Below are 6,354 nucleotides of genomic sequence, written 5' to 3' on the forward strand. Positions count from 1 at the left end.
TCTATATATTTACTTTCATTCAAAAGTAATAGTTTTTTTAAAATATTATCAATCTATACTATATTATGCACAGTCAGTTCATTGTATACTGTTTATACTACTAAAAAAATAGACACAGCTATTAATGTTACGATTTTTCTCACAGATGGAGAACAGCTCAAGGCAAAAAACGTCTTCATTTCCAAAGAATCTCTTGCCATCGTCCACCTCGACGAAGAAGAGATCATAATTCCTCTTTCGAGAATAAAACAAATCGAAAAAACCCCTTCTTCAAAGAAAAAAGCCCGTTAATTCACCACAGCCTGAGCTGCACCTGCGGCTTGGGCTGTTCCTTTACCTGCCGGGCGAGGATGCGCACATAGCGTTCCGTTACGCCGAGTTCGAGGGCGATGCGTCCCGGCGACTTCCCGGTTTCCAACATGCGGACGATCCTGTCCTTGAACGGCTCGCCCTTGCGCCTGTTCGGAAGCGTCACCCGGAGCCCCCCGAAGGCTGCGCAGAGCCTTTCCATGCGCTCCGGCCCGATGACGGCGGAAAGCGGGGAACCCGCAACGGGCTTGCGGGGAATGTACGTGGATACCCCGCCCACGGCCCTGCATAAGAGATCCGCGCCGTCGTCACCGATGGCTTCGGCCAGCTCCTCACGACTGACCCACGTCTCGCTCATTACGCCTCCTCGTGCTCCCCAAGCCAGAGCCGCAGGGCCGTCACCGCTACGTCGAGGGCCTCATCGCGGATACGCTCCGGGGACTCATGCTCAACGGCATGTACAAGCTCCCTGTACTCCTCCCCGATGACGCCAAGCGCGTGGTATCTGCCCTCCGCGAAAACAGGATGCTTTCCCCGCGCCTCGCCCATGCGCTTTGCCAACGCCGTTATCAGGCCATGTCCAGCCTGCACACTGCCCTTGCCAAGAATCAACTCCGCTTCCAGCGTATCCACGATTTCCCCTGCCTTCCGCCACGCCATTAGGCCGTGATCCGGTATGCGCTCAGGTTCCAGACGTTGCACAGCGAATAGCCGCCCATGTCACGGGCAATGCGATACACCAGCGTTCGGTACGGCTTTCCGGGGTTGTCCCCGATGTGCGGCCCAAACACGGCGATCTCCCCACGCGACGCATTCCACCACCTCAACCGTCTTGCGATGACTTGATCGAGGACGGCGGACACCTTCGCCAGCGCCTCGATCTTGCCCATGCTTTCGGGAATGACGATCTCAACCTGTACGGCCGTGCTCATGCCCCACCTCCAAACGTTTCATACTGCCACCCTGTCTTCCCTGCCTTCACAGCGAGGAACCGGAACCACGGATGCTGCGTTGCGGCGACCTTGATTTTCACGCGGGCGTCGTCTTCCCAATGCCCCTTGACCTCATGCAGCTCGATGCCCCCGTCAGCCCGGATCACGACGAAATCCGGCGTGTAGAACGTCTTGTCCGCAAGCCGCAGCTTCATAGCCTCATACGCCCACGCGACGACCTCGCCCGTGTGCTTCATCCCGTCCAGATACCCGGCATAGCGGGCCTCGGTCTGGTTCATGGCGTCGGTCCGGTACGTGCGGCCATTCCGGGGAAGGCGGGCCTTGCCGGAAAGCTGAGACTTGGGCAACGGGCTGGGACCGGGCTTTACCGCCTTGAGAAATTCCCGGTACTCTTCGGGGCTCACTGCTCCACCCCCATCTCCCGAAGCCCTGCAAGCTGCTCATCGAGCGGCGTGTCGGGACGCCCCTGCATCCGGGCATCCATTTTGCCGCGCATGTTGGCAAGGATCTTCGCGCACCAGTCGGTACCGAGTTCGCACCGCTCATCGAACGTCAACGCATTTTCCGGCAAGGCTTCGCGGTTCACGGCCGCCACCCGCTTCCTGGCCTCTTCCACCTGTCGCATCACGTCGGCAGGAACGGGGAAGAAGCTCAATTTGGCCTCAACCCGGCGTATGCCCTCGATGAACTCCGCATCGCCCACGTCAGCCAGCACGTCGCCCCAAGTCCTGACCAACAGCTCGAATTCCGCCTGCGCGGGCCTCGGCTGCCGATAGAGCACGAACGCCTTGCTGAGTTCCAGAGCCAAAAGCTGCAAGCTCGCCATTTCTGTACACCTCGTCGAGTTTCAAAACCTGTTCCGCAAAATCGCCGCGTTCCGCCGCTTCCACCTGCCTCGCCGTCATGGGACGGCTTAATCCCACGGCGGGGCTGGACCTGACGGCGTTGTTCTGCGCCTTGTCCATCCAGCCGTTGAGAAAACGCCGGATGCCGTTCTTCGTCTTCCGCTGGCGGGGATTGCTCAGGCACCACGCACGGGCTTTCCCGAATTCCCCCATGACGTTCACGCCGGGATAGGCGACGGCGTATTCACAGGCCAGAGAGACGGGAACGGGATATTCCGAGCCGTCGGCAAGGGGGATGAATGCGACGGGCCCCTCCTGCTCCGCCGGCGGATGCGCGGAGGATGCGCCAGCATCGCTCTGCGCAAGATGCGAAGCATCTGTCTTTCTCTCTTCTTTCTTCCCTTCTCCTCTTATCTCTTCTAGGCTGTTTCTGGTTGTTACAGGCCGTTTCATGGCGTTACATGGCGTTTCGTCGCGTTGCGCGCCGTTTCCATCCGTTTCTTTCTGTTTCTTCGCCCTGTGCTCCCTGACGCGCCCTGTGGAGCTTCCAGAGGGCTCTGGGTCCCGTTCCCGTTTCGGCTGACGCTGCTCCCATTTGCACACGCGGTACTCGTCGATCAGCCCCTTATCCTTAAGCGCCTGTACAATGGCACACGCCGCACCGTCGGGAAGGCCCAGGGAAACGTCCGCCCCCTCGCAGTCATACCCGTCGATGCACCCGCGTTCCTTCGATGCGCTGGCGCGCTCAAGGATTTGCGCCCATACCGCAATGACAAAGGCGACGGGCTGCCCTGAGCGCCGCGCCACAACCGCAAACTTGGGGTCTGTCGTCGACCCCTCAAACCATCGGAACCACTCCATCACATCCTCCCCCATACGGCGATCATGGACGGGAACGGCGCGGAAGCCGCCGCCCCTTCAAACTTCAAGCGTCCCTTTAAAAACCGGATTTCGGCTGCGGCCCGGCAGACGTGCTCGTGGAACCACGCCGTATCGGTACGCGCCGGGAGGAGCCCGACGACCAGCGCGCCACGTTCCGCTTCCCGGCGGGCCTTCTCGACCCATGCGCCGATCTCGCGGCCGTAGGGCGGGTTCATGTAGCAGCGTTCCCCGGCCCACGAGTGCGCGAGGCCGTCCACAAGGGCGTCTGGGAACAGGCGGCGGAACGTCGCTTCCCCCAAAACCCGCGGCGCGTGGGGCGGCACGCAGTACCGCCAGACCTTCGCCGACCACGGCACGGCGCATACGTCCAGCGTGAAATCGAACTCCAGATCAAGATTACGGAAGAACTCCCACGGCGTCGGCCAGTCGTCCCTGACGCTCGAAAAAAGGGCCGAGGCTACCACCATATCCCGCTCTCCTTCCGGCTCGCGCGCTGGAACCTGCGGACTTGCCGGCGGCGTTGCCGGGCCATGCGCTTTTTGTTGGCTTCGGCGGCGCGGTAGGCCGTCACAATGACGCAAGCGTCGCCCTGCCTTTCAGCTACGACTTTGAGCCGTCCATGAATCACGACATAGCGGTCGCCGTAGCGTTCCAAGCATCCCGAAAAAAGGGCATCAGCCACAAGCTGGAGGGAGATGCCCCGCTCAAGGCAACGGTCGAGCGCGTGGGCGGAAAAGGTGAGGTTCATTCGTCCCCCTTGACCGTCCGGCAGAAGGTTTCCCGGACTTCCTTGAACGCCCTGTCTTTGAGTTCGTCGAGCTGCGCGAGCGTGATCCTGCCTTGTCGGTAGAACTTGCAGCCTTCATGGAAGGCCACCAGCGGCGGGTAGTCCTGCAGCGCCTCGGCTTCGAGCGTCGGGGCGTCCGGCTCCTCATCGGCGGCGGACGCCAACGAGTACCCGAACCAGTTGGCAAGCTCCCGGAGCGGCCCATGCTCGCCGGTCGCTTCCATTACCCTGACCAGTTCCCACACCCGGAGCGTGGATTGCCCGTTGTTCGGGTTCAGGTCGGCGTAGACGGATGACTCGGATAACCCATGCCGCTCCCGCATCCCCGCGAACATTGCCCGGATGCCGCCGGGATACGTCCGGCAAAGCTGGTACGTCTTGGCTGCGACGGCCTGTAACAGTTTATTCATTTTGCAATTCCTTCCTGTGGGCCGCCGTGTTCCAGTAGCGGCATGGAAAAGCTCCACCTGCTCATCACCCGGCGCGACCCGGCGGTGCATGGAGGGGTTAGCGCGCCGGAGAGAAGATGAAGGCCACGGCGACCACGACGCCGACGGCAATCAAAAGGCTAGTCAGCATGGCGGGCCTCTTCGGGTTCGCTGGGAGTATTGAGGGAAGATAGTCGACGCATAGCTGCACGTAACGCATCGGCATTACTTGACGTAGTATCCCTTCGGCTACCTTTTACCAGCCTGTTTAGAAGCACAGGAGATACTCCTGCTTCTCTCGCAAGAGAAAGCTGAGTAACCTCATAACGACATAAAAAATCTTCGATTTCGATCACAATTGGTGCTTTCATGTCTCGATATTACCGATAGGAAATAAACTGGTCAAGACAAAAATTACCGAAGGGTTTTTACTTCAAAATTAACTAATGGTAATTTGATGCTATGGAAAATTTTTTTGACTCAGTTATGCGTGCTCTCAACAGCGCAAAGGAACAGTACGGAAGCGGTGCTGCACTCTCTGAAGCCTCGGGAGTAAGCACTGTGAATATTTCTCGCTGGACTAGAGGATCTAGAAGTCCTAAAGTTGAAGAAATTTCACCGATTATGGATATTATTGGTGCGCGTGTCATTCTTCCGGGTGACATCTATCCCCCCCCTGCAGAAGACACAACGCGCATAGCGTTATTGGAAGCTCAATTATCTAACTTGGCGAAAGAAAGAGATATTCTCAAGGCACAACTAGATATACTCAAAGAAGTTATGCGCCCCATAGCTTCCACTCAAAGCAGTTCCTCAGATCCTGACAAAAAGACAGCATAGGCCGCCCCCGCCTCCGCGAAATAAGGCGCGAACGGCGGCCCTCTGGATGTGTCATCATCTATGTCGAGTACAGATGAAAATTCGTACGTGGACCGAAGGGAAGAGAGCTACGAACATACACGTTACATTACATGTCATAAATTTCTAGAGCTGAGTTTGAGGAAATAATATTGTAGCAACCTGAACTAATTGTTTAGTTAATTCTTTTCAGGAGAAAAAATGAGTGGCGATAACATTACAAAGATAAAAAAAATAAATATTACAAAATTCAGAGCATTAGAAAATATAGACATAGAATTTGCCGACAGAATAACTGTAATATGTGGCAAAAATGGTATGGCTAAATCCTCAATACTTGGTATCGCCGCACAGTGCTTTAGCTTTTCTAAAGATTATACTCAAAATCCTCCAGTATCTTTAAAATTTAACACTCTTTCTGGAGATATTTTTAAATCTCAAATATCAGAGCACTTTAGACTATCTAAGTACGACTTATATGATAAACAAAAAATAAATATTGTTATATATGATGGTTATGAAAAATTACTACTCGACAAACTTGAATTAAGTTTTGTGAAATCACAAGATAGAGAATACCCTAGGCCAGTATTAAGAAATAATTCTACAAAATATAATCAAAATTCAAGCAGAAATGTAACTCATCCTGTAATATTTTTAAGCGTAAAACGGATGATTCCAATCGCACAAAGAGATTATAAGGAAAGAACTGATCCGTATATTAATATGAATAAAGAAGAAATATGCAAGATACTTAATAAAATACTTTTAAAGACAGATAGAGATAAACTCACAGCTACAGCAGGTACTCTTTCTTCTGTAGTAACTCATGGATCAAACTATGATTATACATCAGTTTCTGTTGGCGATGACAATGCAGGTCAGATTGTACAAGCTATTTTTTCATTCAAAAAATTAAAAGAGGAATATTCATGTTATCACGGAGGATTACTATTAATTGACGAAGCAGACGCCGGACTATTTCCTGCGGCGCAACAAGAATTTATTAAGATATTATCTAAATTATCAAAGGAATTAAATATACAAATAATTATGACAAGCCACTCTCCAACTTTGATTGAAAGTGTATACAATTTGTCTCAAAAAGATAAACAAAGTTATAAAGTCGCGTATTTGTCAGATACATACGGAAAAATATCTTTCCGTGACAATATTTCATGGCCGGAAATTATTGCTGATTTACGGGTTGAGGCAATCTCTGTTGCAGAAAACATAAAACTACCTACGATAAATATATATGTTGAAGATAAAGAGGCTTACGATTTTTTTAG

13 protein-coding genes are annotated in these 6,354 nt (G+C 53.2%); 3 read left to right on the forward strand and 10 right to left on the reverse strand.

Annotated features, from left to right (window positions below):
* A partial coding sequence (locus ACZM8Y_RS17465; RefSeq protein WP_489501936.1) for a hypothetical protein occupies window positions 1-291 on the forward strand: 291 nt, incomplete at its 5' end.
* Between the two features lies 1 nt (window position 292).
* On the opposite strand, the gene ACZM8Y_RS17470 is transcribed toward ACZM8Y_RS17465, so the two are convergent.
* From ACZM8Y_RS17470 to ACZM8Y_RS17515, 10 genes are all read right to left on the reverse strand, one after another.
* Window positions 293-667 carry an RNA helicase gene (locus ACZM8Y_RS17470; RefSeq protein WP_489501937.1) on the reverse strand — a complete coding sequence of 125 codons (375 nt, stop codon included), beginning with the start codon at window positions 665-667 and terminating at the stop codon, window positions 293-295.
* Complete coding sequence (locus ACZM8Y_RS17475; protein WP_482334651.1) at window positions 667-969, reverse strand: hypothetical protein; 303 nt, start codon at window positions 967-969, stop codon at window positions 667-669. Before ACZM8Y_RS17475 ends, ACZM8Y_RS17470 begins: the two co-directional genes overlap by 1 nt.
* Window positions 969-1,241, reverse strand: coding sequence for a hypothetical protein (locus ACZM8Y_RS17480; RefSeq protein ID WP_482334649.1), 273 nt, complete (start codon window positions 1,239-1,241; stop codon window positions 969-971). The genes ACZM8Y_RS17475 and ACZM8Y_RS17480 overlap by 1 nt, the downstream gene beginning before the upstream one ends.
* A complete protein-coding gene (locus tag ACZM8Y_RS17485; RefSeq protein ID WP_482334647.1) occupies window positions 1,238-1,666 on the reverse strand; it encodes a PDDEXK family nuclease in 429 nt (142 codons plus the stop codon). The genes ACZM8Y_RS17480 and ACZM8Y_RS17485 overlap by 4 nt, the downstream gene beginning before the upstream one ends.
* A complete protein-coding gene (locus tag ACZM8Y_RS17490; RefSeq protein ID WP_489501938.1) occupies window positions 1,663-1,998 on the reverse strand; it encodes an inverted formin-2 in 336 nt (111 codons plus the stop codon). Before ACZM8Y_RS17490 ends, ACZM8Y_RS17485 begins: the two co-directional genes overlap by 4 nt.
* A complete protein-coding gene (locus tag ACZM8Y_RS17495; protein ID WP_486855023.1) occupies window positions 1,967-2,968 on the reverse strand; it encodes a hypothetical protein in 1,002 nt (333 codons plus the stop codon). Before ACZM8Y_RS17495 ends, ACZM8Y_RS17490 begins: the two co-directional genes overlap by 32 nt.
* Window positions 2,968-3,456, reverse strand: coding sequence for a DNA N-6-adenine-methyltransferase (locus tag ACZM8Y_RS17500; RefSeq protein ID WP_482334641.1), 489 nt, complete (start codon window positions 3,454-3,456; stop codon window positions 2,968-2,970). The genes ACZM8Y_RS17495 and ACZM8Y_RS17500 overlap by 1 nt, the downstream gene beginning before the upstream one ends.
* Complete coding sequence (locus ACZM8Y_RS17505; protein WP_482334639.1) at window positions 3,447-3,737, reverse strand: DUF4258 domain-containing protein; 291 nt, start codon at window positions 3,735-3,737, stop codon at window positions 3,447-3,449. The genes ACZM8Y_RS17500 and ACZM8Y_RS17505 overlap by 10 nt, the downstream gene beginning before the upstream one ends.
* Window positions 3,734-4,186 (reverse strand): phage regulatory CII family protein, encoded by a 453-nt coding sequence (locus tag ACZM8Y_RS17510; protein WP_308770971.1) that lies wholly within the window; start codon window positions 4,184-4,186, stop codon window positions 3,734-3,736. The genes ACZM8Y_RS17505 and ACZM8Y_RS17510 overlap by 4 nt, the downstream gene beginning before the upstream one ends.
* A 97-nt stretch (window positions 4,187-4,283) precedes the next feature.
* Complete coding sequence (locus ACZM8Y_RS17515; RefSeq protein ID WP_482334637.1) at window positions 4,284-4,415, reverse strand: hypothetical protein; 132 nt, start codon at window positions 4,413-4,415, stop codon at window positions 4,284-4,286.
* A gap of 350 nt (window positions 4,416-4,765) precedes the next feature.
* Between ACZM8Y_RS17515 and ACZM8Y_RS17520 the strand changes: the two genes are divergently transcribed.
* A complete protein-coding gene (locus tag ACZM8Y_RS17520) occupies window positions 4,766-5,044 on the forward strand; it encodes a hypothetical protein (protein ID WP_482334635.1) in 279 nt (92 codons plus the stop codon).
* A 219-nt stretch (window positions 5,045-5,263) separates the two neighbouring features.
* Window positions 5,264-6,354, forward strand: a 1,091-nt coding sequence (locus tag ACZM8Y_RS17525) for an AAA family ATPase (RefSeq protein ID WP_489501939.1), incomplete at its 3' end; no start/stop codon positions are given.

It is taken from the genome of Bilophila sp., from assembly GCF_057864385.1.

What these genes read in the sequence shown, in the direction of transcription:
- ACZM8Y_RS17495 (WP_486855023.1), bottom strand. Translation starts at nt 2,968, where the DNA reads ATGGAGTGGTTCCGATGGTTTGAGGGGTCGACGACAGACCCCAAGTTT.
- ACZM8Y_RS17480 (WP_482334649.1), bottom strand. Translation starts at nt 1,241, where the DNA reads ATGAGCACGGCCGTACAGGTTGAGATCGTCATTCCCGAAAGCATGGGC.
- ACZM8Y_RS17505 (WP_482334639.1), bottom strand. Translation starts at nt 3,737, where the DNA reads ATGAACCTCACCTTTTCCGCCCACGCGCTCGACCGTTGCCTTGAGCGG.
- ACZM8Y_RS17510 (WP_308770971.1), bottom strand. Translation starts at nt 4,186, where the DNA reads ATGAATAAACTGTTACAGGCCGTCGCAGCCAAGACGTACCAGCTTTGC.
- ACZM8Y_RS17475 (WP_482334651.1), bottom strand. Translation starts at nt 969, where the DNA reads ATGGCGTGGCGGAAGGCAGGGGAAATCGTGGATACGCTGGAAGCGGAG.
- ACZM8Y_RS17500 (WP_482334641.1), bottom strand. Translation starts at nt 3,456, where the DNA reads ATGGTGGTAGCCTCGGCCCTTTTTTCGAGCGTCAGGGACGACTGGCCG.
- ACZM8Y_RS17470 (WP_489501937.1), bottom strand. Translation starts at nt 667, where the DNA reads ATGAGCGAGACGTGGGTCAGTCGTGAGGAGCTGGCCGAAGCCATCGGT.